The following is a 25,811-nucleotide window of genomic DNA, read 5'->3' on the forward strand; positions in this document are numbered from 1 at the left end:
AGCCTTACCTAACTATCACACCCCCTTTCTGTGGAGGATCCGCATGCCCGCTGGAGGACCAACGGGGGGCGCCGTCCTCCGCAGAGCGCTCGCCGATCAGCGCCGCCGCGTCAGCGTGGCCTCGTTCCTCGGCATGGCGCACCAGGCGTGCGAGGCCCTCGTCCCGGTCGTCATCGGTCTGGTCATCGACCAGGCGGTGGCGACCGGTTCGTCGGGCGCGCTGCTGCGCTGGCTCCTGGTGCTCGCCGGTCTCTTCCTGATCCTGTCGACCTGCTACCGGAACTCCGCGCGGCTCGCCGAGGGCGCCGGCGAGGCCGCCGCGCACCGGATCCGGCTCGACCTCGGCGCCCGGGTCCTCGACCCGAGGGGCGGCGCCGACGCCGGCCGACTGCCCGGCGCGCTGACCGCCGTCGCCACCGGCGACGCCCGGCGCGTCGGCTCGGTCGCCGCGGCGCTCCCGTACACGCTCTCCGCGATCGCCGGTCTGGCGGTCAGCGCGGTGGCCCTGCTCCGCATCTCCGTACCCCTCGGCCTCCTCGTCCTGCTCGGTGTCCCGCCGCTGCTGTGGCTCGGCCATGTCATCAGCCGGCCGCTGGAGCGGCGCAGCGAGGCGGAGCAGGAGCACGCCGCCCACGCCTCGGGTGTCGCCGCCGACCTGGTCGGGGGCCTGCGGGTGCTGAAGGGCATCGGCGCCGAGGCGGCGGCGGTCGACCGGTACCGGGAAACGAGCCGGAGTTCGCTCGCGGCCGCGCTGCGGGCCGCGACCAGCCGGGCCTGGCACGACGGCGCGATCCTCGCCCTGACGGGCATCTTCATCGCGGCCATCGGCCTCGTCGGCGCGCACCTCGCGATGAGCGGCAGCATCACCGTGGGTGAGCTGGTGGCGGCCGTCGGCCTCGCCCAGTACCTCCTCGGCCCCTTCCAGCTCCTCACCTACGTCAACGGCGAGTTCGCCCAGGGCCGTGCCTCGGCCGACCGGATCGCCGAGGTCCTCGCCTCGCCGCCGGCCGTCGCGGCCGGGACCGCCGAGCTGCCCGAGCGGGTCGCCGGCCGGCTGCGGCTGCGCGGCGTGACCCAGGGCGCGCTGCGCGGCATCGACCTCGACATCGCCGCCGGCAGCCTCGTCGGCGTGGTGGCGCGCGACGCGGCCGCCGCCAACGACCTGCTGCTCTGCCTGGGCCGCGAACTCGACCCCGCCGAGGGCAGCGTCGAGCTGGACGGCGTACCGCTGACCGACCTCGGCCCGGCCGACGCGCGCCGCGCGATCCTGGTCGCCCACCACGACGCCGACCTGTTCGAGGACAGCCTGCTGGCCAACGTACGGGCGGGCGCGCACACGGAGGGAGTCGACGTGGGCCCGGCGCTCGCGGCCTCCGCGGCGGACGACGTCGCCCAGGCGCTGCCGGACGGCGTGGACACCGTCCTCACCGAGCGGGGCCGGTCGCTCTCCGGCGGCCAGCGCCAGCGCGTCGCCCTCGCCCGCGCGCTGGCGGCCGACCCGCCGGTGCTCGTGGTCCACGACCCGACGACGGCCGTCGACACCGTGACCGAGGCCCGCATCGCGGCCCGGCTGCGCGACCTCCGCAAGGGCCGCACGACGGTCCTCGTCACGACGAGCCCGGCGCTGCTGGCCGGCACGGACGTCGTGGTCGTCCTGGACGACGGCCGGGTCGCGGCCGAGGGCAGCCACCCGGAGCTGGTCGCCGCCCACGAGTCGTACCGCGCGGCGGTGCTGGCATGACGAGCGCCCAGGACAAGGCCCCTCAGAACACCCGTGAGACGAAGAAGGACGAAGGACGGACGATGAACGGACCCGGATCCGGACCCGGCACGCCCGAACGCGAGCTCCTGCCCACCGCCACCGGTGCGCAGACCTTCTCCGTCGTCCGTGAACTCCTGCGCCACCACCGCCTCCTCGCGGTGACGGCGGTGACCGTCCTCGTCGTCGGTACGGGCATCGGGCTGCTGACCGCGCCGCTGCTCGGCCGCATCGTGGACCTGGTCGTGGACAAGAGCGGCGCGGGCGCGCTGACCGTGCCGATGCTGCTCCTGCTCGCGGTCGCCGTCGCCCGGGGCGTCGCGACCGCGATCGGCAAGTCGCTCGTGGCCAGGCTCGGCGAGACGATCCTCGCGGATCTGCGGGAACGGTTCATCGCGCGGGCGCTGCGCCTGCCGCTCGAACGGGTCGAGCAGGCCGGTTCCGGCGACCTGACCTCGCGCGTCACGGGTGACGTCACGCTGATCGCGAAGGCGGTACGGCAGGCGCTGCCCGAGTTCGCCGGCGCGTTCCTCACGATCATCCTGACGCTGGTGGGCCTCACCGTCCTCGACTGGCGCTTCCTGCTCGCGGTGCTCGTGGCCGTCCCGGTCCACATCCTCACGGTCCGCTGGTACATCCCGCGCGCCGCGACCATCTACGCCGCCCACCGGGTGGCGACCGGCGCCCTGCAGCACCAGCTCCTCGACAGCGTCGGCGGCGTCCGTACGGTACGGGCGTTCCGGCTGAACGGCCGGCACGCCGACCTCCTGGAGCAGCGCTCGCAGGCGGCGGTCGGCCTGGCGGCGCGCGGCATGCACCTCGTCTCGGGCTTCTTCTCGCGCCTGAACATCGCCGAGTTCATCGGCATGACCTCGATCCTGCTGACCGGGTTCTTCCTCGTCGACACGGGTTCGGTGAGCATCGGTACGGCGACGGCGGCGGCGCTGTACTTCCACGGCCTGTTCAACCCGATCAACGCCGCGCTCTTCCTGATCGACGACGCGCAGTCCGCGGGCGCGAGCCTCGCGCGCCTGGTGGGCGTCTCGAGCCTCCCGGCGGAACGGGAGCCCGACAGTCAGGCCGCCGCACCGGTGGACGGCTCGGTGAAGGTCTCCGGCCTCGGCCACTCCTACGTGGACGGTCACCCCGTCCTCACCGCGGTGGACCTGGAGGTCAGGAACGGCGAACGCGTCGCCCTGGTCGGCGCGAGCGGCGCGGGCAAGACGACCCTGGCCAAGCTGATCGCGGGGGTCCACGACCCGGCGACCGGCTCGATCTCCCTGGGCGGGGTCGACGCGCGCGAGTTGGGCCCGGCCGGGGTCCGGCGGGCGGTCACCCTGATCAGCCAGGAGGTCCATGTCTTCGCGGGCCCGCTCGCCGAGGACCTGCGGCTGGCCCGGCCGAGGGCGACGGACGAGGAGCTGCGCGCCGCGCTGACCCACGTCGACGCCCTGGAGTGGGTCGACGGCCTGCCCGACGGCCTCGCCACGGTCGTGGGCGAGGGCGGCCACCGCCTGACGGTGACCCAGGCCCAACACCTGGCCCTGGCCCGCCTCGTCCTCACCGACCCGCCCATCGCGATCCTCGACGAGGCCACCGCCGACGCGGGCAGCGCGGGCGCCCGCGTCCTGGAGACCGCCGCCCTCCGCGCCCTGGAGGGCCGCACGGGCCTGATGGTCGCCCACCGCCTCCCCCAGGCGGCGACGGCCGACCGCGTGGTCGTCCTGGACCAGGGCCGCGTCGTCGAAACCGGCACCCACGACGAACTGGTGGCGGCAGGCGGCCGCTACGCCGAACTCTGGTCGGCCTGGTCCGACAGCCGCCGAGAGCCGGCGGTCCCTGCGTAACGCGTAGAGCCCACGAAGTCCCCGTTCCACTCCGGTGAGTGGAACGGGGACTTCGGCGTTACGGGGCGGCACATTCCCTTACGTGACCGCTGACGCGCGCATGGCTCAGGCCGAGGCAGGCCCACGGGTCAGGGCCGTGCGCAGCGCGAAGACACCGAGCAGGCCCCCTGCCGCGAACCGCTGAGCGGTCATCACGCGGGGCCGGGCAGCCAGGAACCCCGACACCCGTGCCGCGCCCAGCATGATCAGAGCGTTCACAGAGAGCCCCACGATGATCTGCACACCACCCAGCTGGAGCAGTTGCGCCCAGGCCGGACCCGCCTGCGGATCCATGAACTGGGGCAGCAGGGCGGCGTACATGAGAGCGATCTTGGGGTTGAGCAGGTTGGTCAGGAGCCCCATCGAGAAGAGGCGGGCGTCCGAGACGGGAGGCAGGTCCTCGGCGGGAGCGAACGGTGAGCGGCCACCGGGCTTGAGCATGTCCCAGGCCAGGTACGCCAGGTAGGCGGCCCCGGCGAGCTTGACCACCGTGAACGCCAGCGGTACGGCGGCGAACAACGCGGACAGGCCGGCGGCCGCGGCCACCAGGTAGCACACGAATCCCACGGCGGTCCCGCTCAGACTCACCAGGCCCGCCCTGCGGCCTTGGGTGATCGCGCGGGAGGCGAGGTGGATCATGTTCGGTCCGGGAGTCAGGGCCATGCCCAGTTCGACCAGGGCCACTCCCCCCACTGCGGCCAGGCTGATCACTGTCGGCTCCCCCTCGTTCCCCGTGCACCCGGTACCCGGCGTGGGCGAGCCCGGCCGCGACGGACGGCTGCGACGCGCATCGGCAGTGCCCACATCGCGTGCTTCAGGATACGGCCCTGCCGTTCGGCACCTCCGAGCACCTCACGCCAGGCGCCAACGGCCCCGGCCGTGGCGGTCAGGTGTCGGCCGTGGCCAGGAATTGGGTGGTGGCCAGTTCGGCGTAGAGGGGGTCGGTGGTGACGAGTTCGCCGTGGGTGCCCACGGCGCGTACGCGGCCCGTGTCCATGACGATGATGCGGTCGGCCATGGTGACCGTGGAGAGGCGGTGGGCCACCACCAGGACGGTCGTCGTGCGGGCGACGTCGGCGACGGTGTCGCGCAGCGCGGCCTCGTTGACGGCGTCGAGTTGGCTCGTGGCCTCGTCGAGGAGGAGCAGGCGGGGACGGCGGAGGAGGGCGCGGGCGATCGCCACGCGCTGGCGTTCGCCGCCGGAGAGCTTCGTGCCGCGGTGGCCCACCAGGGTGTCCAGGCCCTTCGGGAGTCGCTCGACCAGACCGTCGAGGCGGGTGGTGCCGACGACGCGGTGCAGGTCCTCCTCCCGCGCGTCCGGGTTGCCGAGGAGGAGGTTGTCGCGGAGGGTGCCCGAGAGGACGGGTGCGTCCTGCTCGACGTAGCCGATGGACGAGCGGAGGTGGGATATCTCCCAGGTGGCCAGGTCGCGGCCGTCGAACGTGATGCCGCCCGCTTCCGCGTCGTAGAACCGCTCGATGAGGGAGAAGACCGTGGTCTTGCCCGCCCCGGACGGGCCGACGAAGGCGGTCATGCCGCGCGGCGGTACGGAGAAGCTCACCCCGTGGTGGACGTACGGCAGATCCTCCGCGTACCGGAACCGGACGTCCTCGAAGGCCAGCGCCGCCGGCTCGGCGTCGGGTTCCGGCAGCGGCGCGGGCTCGGCCGGTGGTTCGGCCGGCAGCCGCAGCGCCTCGCGGATCCGGGCGAGGGCGGCGGCGCCCGCCTGGTACTGGGTGACCGCGCCGACGACCTGCTGGATCGGGGACATCAGGTAGAAGACGTAGAGGAGGAAGGCGACCAGGGTTCCTACGTCGATCGCGTCCGTCGCCACCCGGGCGCCGCCCACCGCAAGGACGGTGATGAACGCGATCTGCATGGACAGGCCGGCCGTGTTCCCCGCCAGGGCCGACCACTTGGCGGCCCGTACGCTCTGCCGCCAGGACTCCTCGGCCGCCGCGTGCACGGCCTGCTCCTCGCGGTGCTCGGCGCCGGACGCCTTGATGGTGCGCAGGGCGCCGAGGGTGCGTTCCAGGGACGCGCCCATCGCCCCGACCGCGTCCTGTGCCTGCCGGCTGGCCCTGTTGATGTGGGGCACGATCACGCCGATCACCGTGCCCGCGGCAAGCACCACGCCCAGCGTGACCGCGAGCAGGACCGGGTCGACCAGGCCCATCATCACCAGCGTCGCGACGAGCGTCAGGCCACCGGTGCCGAAACCCACGAGCGAGTCGGTGGTGACCTCGCGCAGCAGGGTCGTGTCGGAGGTGACGCGGGCCATCAGGTCGCCGGGTTCGGTGCGGTCCACGGCGGAGATGCGCAGCCTCAGCAGGTACGACGACAGGGTGCGCCGCGCGCCCAGGACGACCGACTCGGCTGTGCGGCGCAGGACGTACCCGCCCAGCGCGCCGATGCCCGCGTTCGCGACGACCAGCACCGACATCAGCAACAGGGCGCCCGTGATGGGACGGTCGTCCGAGAGCGCGTCGATGAGGTACTTGGCCACCAGCGGCAGCGCGAGCCCGGTGGCCCCGGTGACCAGCGACAGCACCGCCCCGCCGAGCAGCGTCCAGCGGTGCGGCCGGACGTACCCGAGGAGCATGCGCCACGGCGGCGGGTCGGTGTCGGGTTCCTTGAGTGCGGTGGGCGGCTCTGTCGTGGTGGCCACGCTTGCTCCCTCTGGTTCGGTGCGGCGCAACATCAGACGCGTCGGTGGGGTCGATGGTTGACGGTCGTCAGGCCCTGCGGCCCGCCCACGCCCGCTCGAACAGTGTGGGCAGGGGGCCCGAGGGCACCGCGGCCAGGTGGGACGTCGACCGGTGCTCCCTCGCCAGCGGCAGCAGGCCGAGCTTCGCCACCTCGATCGGGAGGCGCGGCGGCTTCCGCTCCTGCCAGGCGCCCGGCAGGAAGAGGGAGCGGCCCGCTCGCGCCCGCACCGCGCGCAGCACGCGGCCAGAGGAGCCCAGTTCGGCCTCGGCCGCCTTGAACCGGGTCGGCTTCCACCCCGTCCACGCCTTGACGTTGCGGTCCGACGGGTCCGGCAGGGCGAGCAGCATCAGGTGGAGCGCCGCCGCGTCCTCGCTCAGTCCGTAGGACGTAGCGCACTCCTCCACGAGATGCGGCGCCGAGAGTGCCGGGTTCTGCTCCCAGCCCGGGGCCCGCTCCCCTTCGCCGGTGAGGTGCTCCCCCAGCGCGGCGAAGTCGTCGCTCAGCAGGAGCCGCAGGTCCGCGAGGGCGGGCAGCCCGGACAGGGCGGGCAGCCACTGGGAGGGCAGTACGGAGTCGAGGTACGCGTCCAGCGTGTCCAGGAGGGGATCGTCGGCCCCCTTGAGCGCGGCCGGGTCCACCCGGATGTGGCGTACGTCGTACACCGGGTCGGCCTCCTCCGTGACCGCCGGATGCGCGGCGAGCGCCTCGGTCGAAGGGGGCGGACCCATCAGGTAGTTGCTCTGGAGGGAGAAGACGGTGAGCGGTCCCGTGGCCGACGCCAACTCCTCGCGCAGGCGGGAGATCGCCGCGCCCACCACGGGGCGCAGCGGATCGCCGGCCTGGGTGCGGTAGGCGATCCAGGCGGCCGTCCTCGGGAGCGCCAGGACCTGGGGCTCACCCAGCAGGGCCGACCGGTGGGTGTCGAGACAGTGCGCCCCGGTCGCGAGGCGGCCGAGCAGGGCGGGCAGTCGCAGGTGGGGCCACCAGGCCCGGGAGTCCCGGCTGTGCACGCGGTGGAGGGCACGCTCGCCCTTGGGCAGGAGGGTCTCTTTGGTGGCGGAGAGCAGCAGCGCCGGGGGTACGGGCAGGGGCGCGCCCAGCTCGTGCGCCCACCACCCGGCCGCGCGGTCGACGTCGGGGCCGGTGGTCCACAGCTGCTCGGGGTCGTCGGGGAGGAGCTTGTCGTAGAGCGTCGTGACGAACCTGGGGGCGAGTGCGGACGCCAGTGCGCCGGCGGCCTCGTCCGCTTCCTGCCGCCGAATGTTCCAGGGCTCCATGTCGGCGCTGGGGTGACGGGAGAGGAAGCCGTCCTCGTCGTCGAGTTGGTGCGGCGCGCAGGGGACGTGCGCCATCAGCAGCACGGTGGCCTCCGCCACGGTGAGGCCGAGCCGCGCGGCGAAGGCCGCCGCGAGCTCGGGGCGGGCGGGCGCCGGACCACGCTCGCGGAACAGCTCGGCGAAGCGCGCGAACCAGGCGCCGGGACGGACCGGCTCCAGCACATGGGCGCGCGTGAGCTTCAACCCCGCGGGGGCCAGTGGACCGTCCTCGGAGAAGGAGCCGTCGGGGGCGTACTCCCACAGCATCCGGTGGGACTTGCCACCGCCCAGGACGACGGAGGCGGACGTCGCCGTGCGGAAGACCTTCCCGGGGAGGGGCAGCTGGACGTCCGTACCGTCCTCGGGCGCCTCGCAGCGACCGATCCGCCAGCGGCCCGGTTCCCCGGCGAGGAGGGGGTGGGCGGCGTACGCCCGCAGCGACCGGTCCGTCCGGCCGCCGACCCTGGCGGAGACGGCGCTCAGGGCGAGCGGCGCGGCGCAGGCGTGCGTGTGACGGAAACTGTTGTCACGGGGAAGGTTGTCGAACGTGGCGTCGGGCAGCGCCGGATCGCCTCCCCAGACCGTGGTGCCGTGCTCGGCGAGCCGCACCAGCCGACGGCTCATCCGGACGTCCGGATCGTCCGACTCCGCCTCGGGCGAGGGCGACTGCTCGGACGTCGGACGGTCCTCCTCCGGGGTGAAGCGCCGGACCAGCCGCTGGAGCCCGTCACGGCAGTTCGCGGCCATGACCAGGGAGCGGGCGGCCAGGCTGTGGATCGGTTCGCCCAGCTGCGGCAGTGCTTCCAGGATCGGTCCGCGATTGACCCCTCGTACGCCCTCGTCGTCGACGTGGTACGGCTCGAGCCTGGCCACCAGCTCCTCCACCTGCTCACGTGTGACGGTGTCGGGCAGTTCGGCCATCAGCAGCGGCATGACGTCCACCGCCGCGAACTCCGCGGCGGCGTCCGCGTCCTTGAGGAGCAGGTCCGTCGCCACGCCCACGTGCGCGTAGCGGCCCAGCAGCAGGATCAGCTCCTCGAAGTCGACCCCGGCGCGCAGCCTCGCCCGCTCACGGTCGGACCAGGCGCGGATCTCCTCGTGCCCGATCGCGTTGTCGAAGAGCGGCGGGATCTGCTCCCAGCCCTTGGTGGCCTGCGGCTGGTACCACCTGTTGGTCGCCTGGCTCCCGGTGGTCATCTCCAGGTCGGCCCGCACCCGCGCCCGCAGTTCGCGGGCGAAGCGCGCGTCGGCCCGCAGGTGCTCCAGCTTCGGCCGGCGGTCGAGGTGGAGGTGGTAGAGCTCCGAAGGGCCGAGGAGCGCCGGCGGGTCGGCGACCGGGGCGCCGTGCTCGAGGAGCAGGTCGATGAGGTCGAGAGGGGTCCTTCTGTCGGTCCGCCGGGCGAAGGTGTCGTACGAGAACTCCACGGGGACACCGTCGGCGGCCAGCCTCGGCGCGATCCTCTCGGCGATCTCGTACATGACCCGCCAGGGACCGTTCCGCTGACTGTTCACATCGACGCACTCGGACAGCCAGGCGGCGGCCTCGCCCGCAGGCAGCCCGTCGGCCTCACCACTGAGCAGGGCCAGCGCACCGCTGCGTTCGAGCAGTTCCCGCCACAGTTTGGCGTTCTCGCTGAACCACCTGGGCCGCAGCTTCAGCACCTGACGCACCGCCTCGGGGGCGTGATCGCCGACGAGGTCCATGGCCGAGCCCTTGAAGCAGTCGGCCCAGAACTTGTCGTCGCTCAGCGAGATGGCGCCGACCGCGCACACCTCTCCCAGCAGCGTGGCCAGTTCCCGCTCTGGTTCGAGACCGGCGGCCCTGGCGATCTTGCGTACGTCGGCGGCCAGCTGCGGGTACAGCTCCCCCGAGGCCTGGACGCGGCGGACGACCACGTGGCGGAAGCCGGCGAGGTCCGCCCCGGTCGCCACGCCCTTGACGGCCAGGTCGCGAGCCCAGGCACGCAGAACGGTGGCGGAGAGGGCCTTGCCCTCGGCGTAGGCGAGGTAGCGGCCCGCCAGCCACTCCCGGTCGACCTTGTGCGCCTGCGTCCGCTCGGCCGTGCGGGCGCGCCCGAACCAGGCGGTGGCCGTCTGCTGCTCGCCCTTCTCCAGGGCCAGGTCGGCCAACTCGTCGAGGAAGGTGACCATCAGCGCGGGAGCCGACTCCTCCAGCTCACGCAGGATCACGTCGACGTCATACTTGAAGAGGAACCTCCACCCGCTCGTGCGGTCCTGCAGGGCGATGAGCTTCTGGGCGGCCAGCTCCTCGTATCCCGGGTGCGCGGCGACGACCCGCTCGGGGAAGGGCAGTTCCCCGTCGGAGGGGTCCGGAACGCCCGTGGAGAAGCAGCCGTCCGGCTCCCAGCCCTCCTCGCGCATCAAGCGGTCGCGGTACGGGACGAGTTGTTCGGGAAGCAGCAGGGTGAGCGTGCGGCCGTCGAACCCGGTGTACGTACGCGCCCACAGGCCGCCGTCGCCCAGTGCGTCGTCAAAGTCGACGGCCTCGGACTCCAGGGCCTCCCGCCAGAGCGGATCGGCATCGGCCAGTGCACGCGGGACACGAGCCCCGGCCTGCGCCCATGCGCGCGCCTGCTGCCGGCACGCCTCACGCTGCTTCTTCAGCTGCGTCCAGGTCTTGAGCATCAGGCCGAGTTCCGGCGTTCCGGAGAGGGGTTCGGGGACGTTCTTCACCTTCCGCCCCTGCGGATTGCGGTAGACGACCTCCAGGTCGTCCGTCAGTTCCGCGGTGTAGCCGCCGTTCTCGACACGCGTGCCCATGCGCCGGTCTCCCCCGTGCTGTTGATCGATACCCCCAACGCTACGCGGCGTCACTGACATCGCCGCCCGCCCCCTCTCGCTCACCTCCCCGCACCTCTCGCTCCCCTGCCCGGAGGGGAACTTCCCAGGTCGTTCGCGCGTTGCGGAGGGCGTTCCGATTGTTTGGTGTACGTGACAACGACGGCATGGTCGTCGGGGGAAGTGAGCAACCGATGGCCATGGTGGGCCTGTTCTGGATCGCCGAAGGCGATGTGTACGTGGGCGCGAAGCCGGCCGGTCTGGCTCCCGGGGTGCGGCTGACCCCCGAGGGCGTGCTGGCCCTCGGGGACGGGCAGTCGCGCCTTTTCCTGTGGGAGGACGTGCGGGCCCTGACGATGTCGGCCGTCCCCGTGAAGACCCTGAAGCGGCAGATCGGCGCGGTCACGGAGATGGCGCTCGACACGGTGGTGAACCTCGCGATGCCGGGAGGCCCCGGGCCGTCCAACAGCGGCCCGGCGCTGATGACGCTGCGGCTGGAATCACAGGACGGCGAGGAAGAGCTCCCGGTGTACGCGGCCGCCGCCGTCGGCTACTCCGCGGCGGAGGCCGACCTCTCCCAGGCGCTCCTGTCCCGCCTCACCGACGGCGCCGCGACGATGGCCACCACGCTGGCCGCGATGGCCGAGTGGGGTCGCACATGGGACGAGGGGTCGTCGCCCCGCGTGGCGCAGCGGGAGGAGCTGCTCCGGAACTGGGTGGACACCCTCTAGGACCCCGTCCTCCTAGGAGCCCGTCCTCAAGAATCCTCTAGGACCCCGTCCTCAAGAAACGCCGCCGCCCGTGGAGAGTGCTCCACGGGCGGCGGCGTCTCTGTGTCCCGGGGGTCCGGGGTCCGGTCAGCCCTGCTGGGCGGTGGCGAGGCTCGCCGGGCGCAGGTCCTTCCAGTTCTCCTCGACGTACGCGAGGCACGCCTCTCGGGTGTCCTCACCGAAGACGGTCCGCCAGCCGGCGGGGACCTCGGCGAACGAGGGCCAGATCGAGTGCTGGTTCTCGTCGTTGACCAGGACCAGGAAGCTGCCCTGCGGGTCCTCGAACGGGTTGGTGCTCATGCGTGGTCACTCCTTGTGGACATGGTGGTGAAAAGCTCCGAGAGCGGCTGTTCGGGGTCGGCTGCCACACTACGCAGCAGCCTCTGCAGTTCGTCGGCGAGCCTCCGCGCCTTCGCGGTGCCGATCAGGTCGGTGGCGTGGATCAGGCCGCAGTGGACGGGCCCGTCGCCCTGCGGTTCGTAGAAGCTGAGGGTCAGATCGGCGCGGGTGGAGCCGGTCGGTACGGCGTCGAGGGAGCCGATGCCGCCCTCCAGCCGCTCCAGGTCCGCCTGCTCGTGGTGGATGACCATGACCTGCGGGCCCTTCGGCGGCAGTCCGGTCGCACGGACGACCTCCTCGAACGGGACGTCCTGCCGGTCGAGGGCGCTGAGCGTGGTCTCCCGTACGCGGGACAGCAGCTCCGCGAAGGTCGGGTCGCCCCCGGTGTCCGTGCGCAGCACGACCGTGTTGAAGAAGCAGCCCACCAGGTCGGCCAGCTGGTCGTCCGTACGGCCCGCGACCATCGTGCCGATGGGCAGGTCCGTGCCCGCGCCATGGGCGGTGAGGACCGCGGCAAGGGCGGAGTGGAGCACCATGAACATGCTGGTGCCGGTCGCCCGGGCCAGCTCGTCCACGCCCGCGTGCAGCTCTTCGTCGAGGACGAAGCCGACGTGGTCCGCGCCGGGCGCGCCCGCGCGGCGCGGGCCGTCCGCCGGGAGGGCGATCCTGAGCGGGACGTCCTCCAGCGCCTTGGTCCAGTAGCCGAGTTGGCGGCCGCCCAGGCTCTCCGGGTCGCTCAGGTCGCCGAGGACCTCGTGGGCCCAGTGGGCGTAGTCCCGGTACGAGACCGGCAGCGGCTGCCACGCGGGGGCCCGGCCTTCCGTGCGGGCCTGGTAGGCCGACGTCAGGTCGCGGAAGAGCGGTACGACCGACCATTCGTCGACGACCAGGTACTGCATGGTGAGCAGCAGGGCCTGCTCCCCCGTGCCGGCGGTCAGGAGGTGGGCACCGAGCGGTGCCTCGCGGTCGGCTCGGGGCGCGCCGGCCGCCAGTTCGGCGAGGCGTGCCTCCAGGGCCTCCGGGTCGTCGCACGTCTCGGTCCGCAGGGCCAGGGGCTTCGCCCGAAGCTGGTACAGCGTGCCCTTGTCCTCGCGGTACCGGGTGCGCAGCGGTTCGTGGCGCTCGGCCACGTCGGTGAGCGCGGCGGACAGCGCGGCGGCGTCCAGACCACCGGGCGAGCGCAGCACCAGCGCGTGGTCGAAGGCCGCCGAGCGCTCGCGACCGTAGTGGGCGTCCCACTGCCAGCGCTGCACCGGTGCCGCCTCGGCGAGCCGCTCGGGGCGGTACGCCCCGGTCCGCAGCGCCGGGCGGGCCGTGGCCGCGCCCTTGAGCTTGGCCTCGATGCCGGCGACGGTCAGCGCGTCGAAGACGTCGCGGATGCTCAGCTCCACGCCGAACTCGGCGCGGATCCGGCCGAGGAGCCGCATCGAGGCCATGGAGTGGCCGCCGAGCGCGAAGAAGTTGTCGTGGACGCCGACCTTCTCCAGCTTGAGGATCTCGCCGAACAGTTCGGCGAGGTGGGCCTGTGTCGCGTTGGCGGGCTGCGCGTCGCCGGTCATCGCCGCCCAGTCCGGTACGGGCAGCGCCTTGCGGTCCAGCTTGCCGTTGGGGGTCAGCGGCAGCGGTCCGTCGAGCGCGATCACGAGTGCCGGGACCATGTACTCGGGCAGCTGCCCGGCCACATGGGCGCGCAGGTCCTGCGGATCCACCTCCCCCGCTTCCGGCACCGCGTAGCCGACCAGGCGGACGATGTCGCCGTCGCGGTCGGGAACCACGGCGGCCTGGGCGACCGAGGGGTGTCCGGCGAGCGCGGCCTCGATCTCGCCCAGCTCGATGCGGAAGCCGCGGACCTTCACCTGGGTGTCGACGCGCCCGAGGAAGTCGAGGTTGCCGTCCGCGCGCCAGCGGGCGCGGTCGCCGGTGCGGTACATCCGGCTGCCGGGGGCACCGAACGGGTCGGCGACGAACCGCTCGGAGGTCAGCGGGGCCTTGCCGAGGTAGCCGCGGGCGAGGCCGCGGCCTGCCACGTACAGCTCGCCGACGACGCCCGGCGGGACGGGCCGCAGGTGGTCGTCCAGGACATAGCAACGGGTGTTGGGGTCCGGACGGCCGATGGGCACCCGGCCGGACGGGCGGCCGCCGTGCTCCCGGGAGGCCCACAGCGTGGAGTTGACCGTAGCCTCGGTGAGTCCGTAGGCGCAGATCAGGTGGGCCGTGGCGCCGAACCGCTCGAACACGTCCGGCGGCACCGTCTCCGTACCGACCAGGACGGTCGATCCGTCGGGCAGGGCGCAGCCGGGCGGCAGCGCGGAGACCAGGGACGGCGGCAGGATCATGTGGCTGATCGCGTGCTCGGCCAGGAAGTCGGTGAGCGCGGGGCCCGCGACCCGGGCCTCGTCCGTGATGAGGACGAGCCGGCCGCCGTGGCAGAGCGCCATCGACAGTTCGAAGGCGAAGACGTCGAAGCCGATCGAGGCGAACTGCAGGACGTGGCTGTCGTGTTCCAGGCCCATGCGGTCGACCGCCGTGGCCACAAGGCTCGCGATGCCCTCGTGGGGGACGACGACGCCCTTGGGGCGACCGGTCGAGCCGGAGGTGTAGATGACGTACGCGGCCTGGTCGAGGTGGACCGGCGCCGTCTCGACGGCGCTCTCGGGCCGGCCGGCCAGTTCGGCGGCGACCGACGGCTCGTCGAGCAGCACCACCGGTACGCCCACCACCTGCGGGATCTTGCCCGCGACCGGCTCGGTGCCGACCACGAGCGCGGCCCGCGAGTCCTCGATCATGTACGTCAGCCGGTCGGCCGGGTGGACCAGGTCGAGCGGCAGGAACGCGGCGCCCAGCTTCAGCGCGGCGAGCACCGTGGCGACCATGTCGACCGAGCGGGGCACGGCGACACCGACCACGCTCTCGGGCCCTGCGCCACGCGCCGCGAGCAGCCGGGCGAGCCGGTTGGCGCGGGCGTCGAGCTCCGCGTACGTGACGGTCCGGTCGCGGTCCACGACGGCGACCGCGTCGGGGCGCTCGGCAAGCCGCGCCGCGAACAGGGCCGGGAACGTTTCCTCGTCGACCTCGCGGGCGGTGCCGTTGAAGCCCTCCAGGACCAGGTGCCGTTCGTCGCCGGCCAGGATCTCGGCCCGCGACACGGGCTCCTCGGGTGCGGCGACGAGGGCCGCGACGAGCGCCCGCAGGCGCGCCCCGAGGCGCTCGACGGTCTCGTGGTCGAACAGCTCGGTGGCGAACTCCAGGCGGCAGGCCAGGGAGCCGGTGGAACCGTCGGCCGGGGTGTGCTCGGTGAAGCTGAACACCAGGTCGAACTTGGCGGACCGGATGCGGAACGGCACGTAGTCGGCGCTCAGGCCGGGCAGTTCGAGGCCGTCGCCGGTACGGGCGTGGTAGCCGACCATCACCTGGAACAGCGGGTTCCGGGAGAGCGAGCGGGTCGGGTTGAGCTTCTCCACGACCGACTCGAACGGCACGTCCGCGTGCGAGAACGCGGCGAGGTCGGTCTCCCGGACCCGGGCGAGCAGCTCGGTGAAGGACGGGTCGCCGCTCAGATCGGTACGGAGCACGAGGGTGTTGACGAAGAAGCCGACCAGGTCGTCGAGGGCCTCGTCGCCGCGCCCCGCGATGGGCGAGCCGAGCGGAATGTCCGTACCGGCGCCCATGCGGTGCAGCAGCGCGGCCACGGCGGCGTGGACGACCATGAACATGCTGGCGCCGGTCTCGCGGGCGAGCCGCTTCAGGCCCTCGTGGACGTCGGCGTCGAAGGCGATGTCCAGTTCGGCGCCGGAGAACGCCGGGCGGGCGGGCCTGGGCCGGTCCGTGGGCAGCTCCAGCTCCTCGGGGGCGCCGTCCAGGGTCGTACGCCAGTACTCCAGTTGGCGGGCGGCCAGGCTGTCGGCGTCCGCCGGGTCGCCGAGCAGACGCTGCTGCCAGAGGGCGTAGTCGGCGTACTGGACGGGCAGCGGCTCCCACTCCGGTGCCGCGCCGGCGAGGCGGGCCGCGTAGGCGGTGGCGAGGTCGCGGAGGAACGGGCGGTCCGACCACTCGTCGGTGGTGATGTGGTGGAGCAGAAGGACGACGACGTGGTCCTCGGGGGCGAGGCCGATCACCGTGGTGCGCACGGGCAGTTCGGTGGCGAGGTCGAACGGCCGGTTGACGAGCGTCTCCACGAGGTCGGGGACCTGGTCCTCGGTGACGTCGTGGATGCGCTCCACGGGCTGCCAGGCCCGGTCGGCGGGCAGCACCCGCTGGAACGCCTGGCCGTCGCGCTGCGTGAAGACCGTACGGAGGGCTTCGTGGCGGGCGGTCACATCGCCGAGCGCCCTGGCCCACGCGTCGGCGTCGAAGGCGCCGCGCAGCCTCATGACCAGCGGGAAGTTGTACGCGGCCGAGGTGCACTCGATCTGCTGGATGACCCAGAGCCGCTGTTGCGCGTGGGAGAGCGGCAGTTCGTCGGGCCGCTCCCCCGCGGTCAGGGCCGGCCGGGCGGCACTGCCGGCGCGGTCCGCGCGCTCGACGAGCTCGGCGACCGTGGGCGCCTCGAACAGGTCGCGGATGGCGAGTTCGGTGTCGAGGGCGGTCCGGGCGCGGCTGACGAGCCGGGTGGCGAGCAGCGAGTGGCCGCCGAGCTCGAAGAAGTCGCTGTCGATGCCGACGCTGCCCTCGGGCAGGCCGAGGATCTCGGCGAAGAGGGCGCAGAGCGTCTCCTCGCGCGGGGTGCGCGGGGCGCGGCTGGTGCCCGAGCCCGCGAAGTCCGGGGCGGGCAGGGCCCGTACGTCCAGCTTGCCGTTGACGGTGAGCGGCAGCGTCTCCACCGGGACGAGCGCGGAGGGGACCATGTAGTCGGGCAGCCCGGCCTTCAGGTGCTCGCGCAGCCGCTGGATCAGCTCCTCGCCGGGCTCCGTGCCGGCCTCGGGCGCGAAGTAGCCGACGAGGCGCTTGGTGCCGGTGCTCTCGTTGACGACGACGGCGGCGTGGGCGACCTCGGGGTGCGAGGACAGGGCCGTGGAGATCTCGCCGAGCTCGATGCGGTAGCCGCGGATCTTGACCTGGTCGTCGGTGCGGCCGAGGAAGTCGAGGAGGCCGTCGTAGCGCTCCCGTACGAGGTCGCCGGTGCGGTACATCCGCTCCCCGGGCTCGCCGAAGGGGTCGGCGACGAACCGTTCGGCGGTCAGGCCGGGGCGGTCGTGGTAGCCGCGGGCCAGGCCGGTGCCGGCGATGTACAGCTCGCCGGGGCAGCCGGGCGGGACCGGGCGCAGCATCGCGTCCAGGACGTAGGCGCGGGTGTTGCGGATGGGCCTGCCGACCGTGGGGGTACGGCTGTCGGTCGTCGAGCCGCCGAGCGTGTTGATGGTGTACTCGGTGGGCCCGTACAGGTTGTAGCCGTACGTGTCCGGGGTGCGGGCCAGCGTCGACCACACGGTGTCGGAGACGGCCTCGCCGCCGAGCAGGACGAGGGCGGGCCGGTGGTGCCCGGGGCCCGACTCCTCGTCCTGGAGCAGGCCCTCCTCGATGAGCAGCTGGGCGTACGTGGGCGTCACGTTGACCACGTCGATCTCGTACCGGTCGCAGTAGGCGACCAGGGCCTCGGCGTCGCGGCGCAGCTCCTCGTCGCAGACGTGGACCTCGTGGCCCTCGACGAGCCAGAGCAGCTCCTCCCACGACATGTCGAAGGCGAAGGAGACGGTGTGGGCGATGCGCAGGCGCCGCCCGCCGGCCGAGGCGATGGCCGGGTCGAAGATCTCCTTCTGGTGGTTGAGCTGCATGTTCGTCAGGCCCCGGTAGGGGGTGACGACGCCCTTGGGCCGGCCGGTGGAGCCGGAGGTGTAGATGACGTACGCCGGGTGCTCGAGCCGGTCGGTGATGTCATGGGCGAAGGCGGGCCGCTCGGCGTCGGTGATCTCCCCACCGGGAAGGGCCGCCAGCTCGGCGGCCACGGCCGGGTCGTCCAGGAGGAGTTCGGGCGCTCCGCCGGGTCCCCGCAGGGTCGGCGCGACGGCCTCGGTGGAGACCACGCACAGCGGTCCGGTGTCCTCGATCATCAGCCGCAGCCGGTCGGCCGGGTGGTCCAGGTCGAGCGGCAGGTAGGCGGCGCCGGTCCGCAGGACGGCGAAGAGGGCGGCGACCATGTCGATGGACCGGGGCAGCGCGAGCGCCACGGCCTTCTCCGGGCCCGCGCCCCGGGCGAGGAGCAGGCGGGCGATCCGGTTGATGTGCGCGTCGAGTTCGGCGTACGTGAGGGACCGCTCACCGAAGACCAGGGCCACCGCGTGCGGGGTGCGGGCGACCTGGGCCGTCAGCATGTCGGCGATGGTCTCGTTCGGCACGGGCTCCCGGCTGCCGGCCCACTCGGCCGTCAGCGTGGCGCGCTCCTTCGGCAGCAGCAGGTCCACGGCGACCGTACGAGCGGTCCGGGCGTCCGGGGCGGCGAGCAGCTCGCCGATCCGCTCCAGGACGGCCGTGAACCGGGCCAGGATGGTGGCGGACGCCTCCACGTCGAAGAGGTCGGGCCGGGCGGCGAGGGTGACCCGGAGCCGGGTCTCGGGGGTGACGATCAGGGTGAGCGGGAAGTGGGTGCCGTCGACGTTCGACACGTCGGTGATGCCGTGGCGCTGCCGGAGCGCGGCGGCCCGGTCCTCGCCGTCGGCGGAGCGGAGCACGAAGAGCGTGTCGAAGAGACGGCGGTGCCCGGTCTCCTGCTGGAGCGTGCCGAGGCCGACGTACTCGTACGGCATGACGGCGGCGCGCTCGGACTGCATGCGGCGCAGCAGGTCGAGCAGCGGCTCGTCCGGGGCGAACGCGACCCGGGCCGGGATGGTGTTGAGGAACATGCCGATGATGCCGGCGACCTCGGGCACCTCCGCGGGCCGTCCCGCGACCGCCGTGCCGAAGGCGACGTCGGAGCGGCCGGTCATGGCCGAGAGGACCAGGCCCCAGGCGGCGTTGAGAACCGTGTTGAGGGTGAGGCCGTGCTGCCGCGCGAGGCTGCGCAGCCGGTCGCTCGCCTCCCGGGACAGGACGGCGTCGAGGTCGGCCGGGAGGACCGGGCCCGCGTCGCGGCCGGTCGGGGCGACCAGGGTCGGCTCGTCGAAGCCGGCGAGCGCGTCGCGCCAGGCGCCGAGGGCCCGGGTGGTGTCCTGCTGGTCAAGCCAGGCCAGGTAGTCGCGGTACGAGCCGGGGGCGGGCAGCCCGGTGGTGTCGCCGGCCCGCTCGTAGAGCGTGAACAGCTCCTCCAGGAACAGCCACGCGGACCAGCCGTCCCAGAGGATGAGGTGGTGGGTGACGACGAGCCGGTCGTGGCCGTCGCCGAGCCGGATGAGGTGCAGGCGGCAGAGCGGCGGCGCCGACAGGTCGAAGCGCTGCCTGCGGTCGGCGGCGAGCAGCTCGTCCATCCGGACGGTCCGCTGCTGGGGCGAGAGTCCGCCGAGGTCGGTGACCGTCAGCGGGATCTCGGCGCCGTCGGCGATGAACTGCACGGGCCGGGGCAGGCCGTCGCTGGTGAAGCCGGCGCGCAGGCTCGCGTTGCGCTCCAGGAGCGCCCGGCCGGCGGCGCGCAGCCGGTCGGCGTCCAGCGCGGTGTCGAAGTCCAGGGTCTCCTGCGAGAGGTAGACGTCGAGGGCGTCACCGGTGTCGTACGTGGCGTGGAAGTACATGCCCTCCTGAAGCGGGGAGAGCGGCCAGACGTCGGCAACCGGGAGCCCGGCCACGGCCTCGACGCGGGCGGTCTCCTCCTCGGTCAGTTCGAGGCCGCCGAGCGGCGCGGGGGCCTCGGGCTCCGCCGGAGCACCGGCGGTCAGCTGGTCGAGCAGCGCCTTCAGGGCCGGGTCGACGGCGGCGCCGGACTGGGCCTGCGCGGCGAGCATCGCCTGCAGGGCGGCGGCGGCCTGCCCGGCGTCGGCGGCGGACACGGTCACCGCGGCCGCGGGCGCCTCGGGGGCGGTCTCGGCGGCGGGCTCGTCCGGCATCTGCGCGGCCGTCGCGGCGAGCGCGGCGGGCGTACGGTGCTCGAACACATCGCGCGGGCTGATGGTCAGTCCCCTTTCACGGGCCCGGGTGGCGACGGAGATGGAGCTGAGGCTGTCGCCGCCGAGCATGAAGAAGTCGTCGTCGGCACCGATCCCCGGGAGGCCGAGGACGTCGGTGAAGATCTCGCACAGGGCGCGCTCCCGCTCGTCGCGGGGCGCGCGTCCACCGGCCCGGGGGGCGACGGACGGCGAGGGCAGGGCGTTCTGGTCGAGCTTGCCGCTGGGCGAGAGCGGCAGCTCGGCGAGGGTGATGACGGCCGTCGGGACCATCGCCGCGGGCAGCGCCTCGGCGAGCGCCCGCTGGAGCGCCTCGGCGTCCGGGGCGGCGCCGGGAGCCGGCACCGCGTAGCCGAGGAGGGCGCCGTCGCGGACGATCACCGCGGCGCGGGCGACGCCCGGGAGGGCGGCCAACGCGGCCTCGATCTCGCCCAGTTCGATCCGGTTGCCGCGCACCTTGACCTGCCGGTCGGTCCGACCGAGGTACTCGACGGCTCCGTCCGCGCGCCGGCCGACCAGGTCGCCGGTGCGGTACATCCGGGCGCCGGGCTCGCCGAACGGGTCGGCGACGAACCGCTCGGCGGTCAGGCCGTGCCGGTCGTGGTAGCCGCGGGCCAGCTGGACGCCGGCGAGGTACAGCTCGCCGGGGACGCCGTCAGGGACGGGGCGCAGGAAGGAGTCGAGGACGTACAGGCGGGTGTTCCAGACGGGCCGGCCGATCGGTACGGCGAGCTCGGTGCCGCCCTCGTACGGGAAGTACGTGACGTCGACGGCCGCCTCGGTGGGTCCGTACAGGTTGTGCAGCGGCACGGAACCCGTGCCGCGCCGGGCGGTCAGCTCCGACCAGCGTCGGGCGTCGGGGCCGGTGAGGGCCTCGCCGCTGCAGAAGACGCGGCGCAGGCTCGCGGCCCACTCCGGTGCGCCGGGGGCGGCCTCCATGACCTGGACGTACGCGGCGAGCATCGACGGCACGAAGTGCAGGGTCGTGATCCGCTCGGCACGGATCAGTTCGGCGAGGTACGCCGGGTCGCGGTGGCCGTCGGGGCGGGCGAGGACGACGGTCGCGCCCTCGATCAGCGCCCAGAAGAACTCCCAGACGGAGACGTCGAAGCTGGACGGGGTCTTCTGGAGCACCCGGTCGTCGGCGTCGAGCCCGTACGCGTCCTGCATCCAGGCGAGCCGGTTGACGATCGCCCGGTGGGTGACCGCGACGCCCTTGGGACGGCCGGTGGAGCCGGAGGTGTAGATCAGGTACGCGGGGTGGTCGGGCCGGGCGTGGACGACGTCGGTGTCGGGGACCTCCTCGGCCGGCCCATCCACCAGGACGTGTTCCAGGTCCGCGGCCGCGCCGGGCAGCCGGCCGGACGCCTCGGCGGTGGTGAGGACCGTACGGGCGCCGGAGTCGGCGAGCATGAACGCGACCCGGTCGGCGGGGTAGTCGAGGTCGACGGGCAGGTAGGCGGCGCCCGCCTTGTGCACGGCGAGCAGCGCGACCATCAGCTCCGCGGAGCGGGGCACGGCGACGGCGACGAACCGCTCGGGGCCCGCGCCGCGCGCCCGCAGCCGCCGGGCCAGGGCCTCGGCGCGCCGGTCGAGTTCGGCGTACGACAGGGTCGTGCCCTCGAAGACGACGGCGGGCGCGGCGGGCGTCCTGGCCGCCTGCGCGGCGAAGAGGGAGGCGAGGGTGGCGTCCGCGTCCGGCAGCGGGCGCGTGGTGGCGTTGAGCGCGGCGAGGCGCTCGGTCTCGCGCTCGGAGAGCAGCCCGACGCGGGCGACCGGGCGGTCGGCGTCGGCCACCAGGGTCCGAAGCAGTGCCTCGAAGCGGTGGGCGATCACGGCCACGGCGAGCTGGTCGAGGCGGGCCGCGTCGTACTTGAAGCGCAGCGCGAGCCCGTCGCCGCCCTGCTCGACGATGAGCGCCAGTGGGTAGTGCACGGCGTCGAAGACCTCGGCGCCGATGAGGCGGAGCGCCTCCGGGTCGGCGTCGGTGGCGAGGTCGCCGGTCGGGTAGTTCTCGAACACGACGAGGGTGTCGAAGAGTTCGCCGCCGCCGGCGCCGCCCGCGATCCGCTGGATCTCGGCGAGGCCGAGGTGCTGGTGGTCCAGGAGCCCGGCGTGCTCGTCCTGCACGCGCAGCAGCAGCTCGGCGAGCGACTCGTCGGCGCGCAGGGTGACCCGGGCCGGCACGGTGTTGATGAACAGGCCGACGGCCGCGTCCAGGCCCTCGACCTCGGTGGTGCGGCCGGAGACGGTGGTGCCGAAGACGACGTCCTGGCTGCCGGTGAGACCGCCGAGGAGCAGCGCCCAGGTCCCGTTGACGACGGTCGAGAGGGTCAGTCCGTGGCTGCGGGCGCGGGCCGTGAGGTCGGCGGTGAGCGACTCGGGGAGCCGGACGTCGACGTGCTCGGGCAGCGCGACGGGCGCGCCTGCCTGGTCGCCGGTGGCGAGGGCGGGCAGCCGGGTCGGGCCGTCCAGACCGGCCAGGGCGTGCCGCCAGGCCTCGCGGGCGGCGTCCAGGTCCCGGCCCGCGAGCCAGGCCAGGTACGGCTGCGGCGCGGGCGGCTCGGGCAGGGTCTCACCCCGGTAGGCGGCGGTGAGTTCGCGAAGCAGGACGGAGACGGACCAGCCGTCGGCGATGACGTGGTGCAGGGTGAGCAGCAGCCGGTGGCGCTGCCCGTCGCGGATCAGGGTGGCCCGCATCAGCGGCGGGCGGGCGAGGTCGAAGCCCTCGGCGCGGTCCTGCCGCAGCACCTCCGCGAGCTCGGTGCGGGCGGTGTCGGCCTCGCTCCACGGCAGTTCGGCGTGGTCGGCGAGGCGCTGGACGACCTGGCCGCCGGGAAGCTGGCGGAACGCGGCGCGCAGCAGCGGGTGCCGGTCGAGGAGCAGCTGGAGCGCTGCCTTGAGCCGGGCCGGGTCGACGGTGCCGCCGAGGTCGAGGAGCTCCTGGACGACGTAGAGGTCGGCGACGTCCCGGTCGAACTCCGCGTGGAAGAAGAAACCTTCCTGGAGCGGGGAGACGGGCAGCGCGTCCTCGTCGAGAGCGGGCACGACGGCCCGGGAGGAGGCCGCGGGGGCCGCGGCCGAGTCGGCGGTCCGGGCGAGCGCCGACACGGTCCGCTGGCGGAAGATGTCGCGCGGGGTGATCGCGAGCCCGGCCTCGCGGGCGCGGTTGACCAGCTGGATGGCGACGATGCTGTCGCCGCCCAGCTCGAAGAAGCTGTCGTGGACGCCGACCGCCGGCAGCCGCAGCACCTCGGCGAAGAGCGCGGCGAGCGCGGTCTCGGCGGGCGTCGTGGGCGCGTCGCCGCCCGCCGTCGCGGTCCACCGGGGCTCGGGCAGGGCCCGGCCGTCCAGCTTCCCGTTGGGCGTCAGGGGCAGCGGTCCGTCGAGGCGTACGACGGCGGAGGGGACCATGTAGTCGGGCAGGGCCTCGGCGATCCGGGTGCGCGCGGCGGCGACGGCGGCCTCGGGGTCCGTACCGGCCTCGGCGACCAGGTAGGCGACGAGCCGCTTGGCGCTGCGGTGGTCCTCGCGGACCAGGACGGCGGCCTGGGCGATGCCCTCGCAGGCCATGAAGGCGCTCTCGATCTCTCCGGGTTCGATGCGGTGGCCGCGGATCTTGATCTGGCCGTCGGAGCGGCCGAGGAACTCCAGGTTGCCGTCGGCGCCCCAGCGGACGCGGTCGCCCGTGCGGTACATCCGCGCGCCGGGCTCGTCGGCGTACGGGTCGGCGACGAAGCGCTCGGAGGTGAGGCCGGGCCGGCCGAGGTAGCCGCGGGCGAGGCCGCGCCCGGCGACGTACAGCTCGCCCTCGGCGCCGACCGGAACGACCCGCAGCGCGGAGTCGAGGACGTAGGCACGGGTGTTGGGGTCGGGTTCGCCGATGGGCGCCGGGCCGGGCCGGTCGGTGGTGGCGACCCAGAGCGTGGAGTTGACGGTTGCCTCGGTGAGGCCGTACGCGACGACGACCTGGAGCCGTCCGTGCCAGCGGGCGATGAGCTCGCTGGGCACCGCTTCCGTGCCGACGATCAGGACGGCGCCGTCGGGCAGCTCGCACTCCTGCGGCAGGGCCGAGACGAGGGACGGCGGGAGGATCATGTGGGTGGCGCGGTGCCGGCCGATGTACTCGGTGAGGGCGGACCCGGCGACGCGGCGCTCGGTGGGGACGACGATGATCCGGCCGCCCACGCAGAGCGACATGATGAGGTCCCAGACCGTCACGTCGAAGCCGACGGAGGCGAACTGGACGACGCGGCTCTCGGCGGTGATGCCGATGCGTTCGGTGGCGGTGGCGACGAGGCTGCCGACGCCGTCGTGGGAGACGACGACACCCTTGGGCCGGCCGGTGGAGCCCGAGGTGTAGATGACGTACGCGGCCTGGTCGAGCGCGATCGCCAGGTTCAGGTCCGAGGCGTCGAGCGCGGCGCACTCGGCGGCGACCGACGGCTCGTCGAGCAGCAGGTGGGTGACGCCGGGGGCGTCCGGCAGGGCGGCGGACAGCTCGTGGGTGGTGACGACCGTACGGGCGCCCGCGTCCGCGAGCATGTACGCGATCCGGTCCTGCGGGTGGTCGGCGTCCAGCGGCAGGTAGGCGGCGCCGGTCTTCATCACGGCGAGCAGCGAGACGACGAGTTCGGCGGAGCGCGGGACGGCGACGGCGACGACGTCCTCGGCGACGACGCCCCGGGTCAGCAGGAGCCGGGCCAGTCGGTTGGCCCGCGCGTCGAGTTCGGCGTACGTCAGCTCCACGTCCTCGCAGACGAGGGCGACGGCGTCGGGAGTGCGGCGGACCTGCTGCTCGAAGGCCTCGGGCCAGGTCAGCTCGGGCGAGTCGCAGGGGGCGACGCCGAACTCGCCGAGGATCCGGGACCGTTCGGCGGGCGAGGTGAGCTCGATGTGGCCGACCGGCCGGTCGAGGTCCTCGGTGAAGGCGTCGAGGAGGGCGAGGAAGCGGGTCTCGTGGCCCCGGAGGGTCTCCTCGTCGCAGACGGCGGCGTCGGCGTCGAGGTGGACGCGCAGGCCCCGCCCGCCGTCGCACTCGGCGAAGCTGAGGGCCAGGTCGCTGACGGGGCCGAGCCAGACCGGTTCGAGTTCGGTCGCGTGGTCGCCGAAGCGGAGGTCCTCGGGGCGGGGCAGGACGTTGACGGTGGGGCCGACGAGTTCGTTGACGCCGTCGGGCAGGCCCAGCTCCCTGGCCAGGTCCTCGGCGCGGTAGCGGCCGTGGGCGACCGCCTCGCCGACCGTGTGCCGTACGGCGGTGAGGAGTTCGGTGCCGGTCGTGCCGGGGCGGACGGCCAGGCGGAGCGGCACGATGTTGGAGACCATGCCGGGGACCTCGGCGGACGCGGCGTCCTGGCGGGCCGCGATCGGCAGGCCGAGGACGAGGTCCTGCTCGCCGCTGACCCGGTGCAGGTAGGCGGCCACGGCGGCGACGAGGACCCGGGAGACGCGGGTGCCGGCGCGCTCGGCGGCGGCGTTCAGGCGGTCGGTCCGCTCGGCCGACAGCTCCGACGTACGGCGGAGCCGCCGGGTCATGGGCAGCGGGGCGCGCTCGACGAGGCGGACGGGTTCGGCACGGCCGGCCATCCGGTCCAGCCAGTAGGCGCGGTCGTCCTGGTGGGCGGCCGAGGCCCGGTAGGCGCGGTCGGCGTCGACGAGGCGGGAGAGCGCCCAGTCGCGGGGCGCGGGGGCCAGGTCGCCGTCGGTGTAGAGCTCACCGGCGCGGCGGGTGACGAGGGCGACGCCCATGCCGTCGGTGACGATGTGGTGGTACCGCTGGTGCCAGAGGACGTGGTCGTCGGCGAGGCGCAGCAGGGCGTGGCCGAAGAGGGGGCCACCGGCCAGGTCCACCGGTCGCTCGCGGTCGGCGGCCATCCAGTCGGCGGCCTCGCGCGCGGGGTCCGCGGCGCCGCGCAGGTCGACGACGGGAAGGTCGAAGGGGGCGGGGGCGGGCGTCTGACGGGGGACGCCGTCCTCGGCCGTGACGCGCACGTGCAGGTTCTCGGCCTCGCCGACGGACTGCCGCACGGCGGCGGCGAGACGGTCGAGGTCGACGTCGCCGCGCAGGTCCAGGGCGAACACGATGTTGTAGGCGGAGCTGTCCGGGTCGATCTGCTGGGCCAGCCAGATGCCGGATTGCCCGCCCGTGACGGGTGTTCCGGAAGCGGACGTCCGGTCCGACGCGACGTCAAACATCGTTCGAATGG

8 protein-coding genes are annotated in these 25,811 nt (G+C 73.8%); 3 read left to right on the plus strand and 5 right to left on the minus strand.

Annotated elements, in window-relative coordinates; genetic code table 11:
* Positions 1–43: 43 nt before the first annotated feature.
* Positions 44–1,741, plus strand: coding sequence for an ABC transporter ATP-binding protein (locus ACWCO8_RS08075; protein WP_451031516.1), 1,698 nt, complete (start codon positions 44–46; stop codon positions 1,739–1,741).
* On the plus strand, positions 1,738–3,606 hold the full coding sequence (locus ACWCO8_RS08080) for an ABC transporter ATP-binding protein (protein ID WP_451031517.1): 1,869 nt from the start codon (positions 1,738–1,740) through the stop codon (positions 3,604–3,606). The genes ACWCO8_RS08075 and ACWCO8_RS08080 overlap by 4 nt, the downstream gene beginning before the upstream one ends.
* Before the next feature lie 105 nt (positions 3,607–3,711).
* On the opposite strand, the gene ACWCO8_RS08085 is transcribed toward ACWCO8_RS08080, so the two are convergent.
* The 3 genes from ACWCO8_RS08085 to ACWCO8_RS08095 all read right to left on the minus strand — a co-directional run bounded on the left by ACWCO8_RS08085 (position 3,712) and on the right by ACWCO8_RS08095 (position 10,451).
* A complete protein-coding gene (locus ACWCO8_RS08085) occupies positions 3,712–4,356 on the minus strand; it encodes a LysE family translocator (protein ID WP_451031518.1) in 645 nt (214 codons plus the stop codon).
* Between the two features lie 175 nt (positions 4,357–4,531).
* Complete coding sequence (locus ACWCO8_RS08090) at positions 4,532–6,247, minus strand: ABC transporter ATP-binding protein (protein WP_451031910.1); 1,716 nt, start codon at positions 6,245–6,247, stop codon at positions 4,532–4,534.
* A 133-nt stretch (positions 6,248–6,380) separates the two neighbouring features.
* On the minus strand, positions 6,381–10,451 hold the full coding sequence (locus ACWCO8_RS08095) for a hypothetical protein (protein WP_451031519.1): 4,071 nt from the start codon (positions 10,449–10,451) through the stop codon (positions 6,381–6,383).
* Between the two features lie 212 nt (positions 10,452–10,663).
* Between ACWCO8_RS08095 and ACWCO8_RS08100 the strand changes: the two genes are divergently transcribed.
* A complete protein-coding gene (locus ACWCO8_RS08100) occupies positions 10,664–11,200 on the plus strand; it encodes a hypothetical protein (RefSeq protein WP_451031520.1) in 537 nt (178 codons plus the stop codon).
* Between the two features lie 126 nt (positions 11,201–11,326).
* On the opposite strand, the gene ACWCO8_RS08105 is transcribed toward ACWCO8_RS08100, so the two are convergent.
* Together ACWCO8_RS08105 and ACWCO8_RS08110 are read right to left on the minus strand one after the other, a co-directional pair.
* Entirely contained in the window at positions 11,327–11,539 is a 213-nt protein-coding gene (locus ACWCO8_RS08105) for an MbtH family protein (RefSeq protein WP_451031521.1), read from the minus strand.
* Positions 11,536–25,800 (minus strand): amino acid adenylation domain-containing protein, encoded by a 14,265-nt coding sequence (locus ACWCO8_RS08110; protein ID WP_451031522.1) that lies wholly within the window; start codon positions 25,798–25,800, stop codon positions 11,536–11,538. The genes ACWCO8_RS08105 and ACWCO8_RS08110 overlap by 4 nt, the downstream gene beginning before the upstream one ends.
* Between the last annotated feature and the right edge of the window lie 11 nt (positions 25,801–25,811).

It is taken from the genome of Streptomyces sp. NPDC001927, from assembly GCF_053594455.1.

Coding starts and splice junctions, on each gene's coding strand:
- ACWCO8_RS08110 (WP_451031522.1), bottom strand. CDS start 25,800: ATGTTTGACGTCGCGTCGGACCGGACGTCCGCTTCCGGAACACCCGTC.
- ACWCO8_RS08105 (WP_451031521.1), bottom strand. CDS start 11,539: ATGAGCACCAACCCGTTCGAGGACCCGCAGGGCAGCTTCCTGGTCCTG.
- ACWCO8_RS08090 (WP_451031910.1), bottom strand. CDS start 6,247: ATGCTCCTCGGGTACGTCCGGCCGCACCGCTGGACGCTGCTCGGCGGG.
- ACWCO8_RS08095 (WP_451031519.1), bottom strand. CDS start 10,451: ATGGGCACGCGTGTCGAGAACGGCGGCTACACCGCGGAACTGACGGAC.
- ACWCO8_RS08100 (WP_451031520.1), top strand. CDS start 10,664: ATGGCCATGGTGGGCCTGTTCTGGATCGCCGAAGGCGATGTGTACGTG.
- ACWCO8_RS08075 (WP_451031516.1), top strand. CDS start 44: ATGCCCGCTGGAGGACCAACGGGGGGCGCCGTCCTCCGCAGAGCGCTC.
- ACWCO8_RS08080 (WP_451031517.1), top strand. CDS start 1,738: ATGACGAGCGCCCAGGACAAGGCCCCTCAGAACACCCGTGAGACGAAG.